The sequence below is a fragment of the Rhizobium sp. SVR5-2C genome, assembly GCF_056755115.1.
The window spans coordinates 1-587 of sequence record NZ_JBNDHT010000319.1; the positions used below are offsets into that span (position 1 = coordinate 1).

The 587-nt window shown below is 56.0% G+C and carries 1 protein-coding gene; it reads left to right on the top strand.

Translation table 11 applies throughout. From position 1 onward, the window contains the following. The coding region (locus ACPYOI_RS35900) for a hypothetical protein (protein WP_481424150.1) at window positions 1-528 on the top strand (528 nt) is incomplete at its 5' end. Window positions 529-587 lie beyond the last annotated feature (59 nt).

The window sequence follows — 587 nt, forward strand, 5'->3', positions numbered from 1 at the left end:
GACCGAAAGGAGGACATCATGTCTTCCGAAGTTTCCACCCAAAATCTGACTGACGACAACATGAACATGCTGTATGGCGTTTTGAACGATGCCGGCTATACGGACGATATTACACAGCCCCGGCGCTTTAACCTCGCAACCAAGCTGATGATCCGCCTCTTTCGAGAGGGAATGACGGCTCCCGCCGACCTTACCATCCAGCTTGATCGACACTTTGGCAAGCCTAACAAAGAGGCCGCCGCGTTGGCCGCCGCGCTTCCTCGCTTTGCAGTCCAAGGTCTTCCGGCAGAACTCCGTCGTACGGTACTGCGGCGCGAGGGTAGTTCCACAATCCCGGAGGAAAGCAAAACAAGCCACTGGCAGGCCAGACATTCGGGGTCGCTGGCGCCCAGGACTGGCAAGTACCTAGGGGACAACCCCTACAATCCCAAGAATGATCCTGTGCACTTCACGCTTTGGAGAAAGGCCTACTTCAAAGCACAGAACCAGATCGATCGTTTCAAGCACGAAGACGGTGGATATCTGTGATCAGAGGCCGCCAGCCGGTTACGATGATCGACGACTGGCGACCGCTCCCCTATTGGACC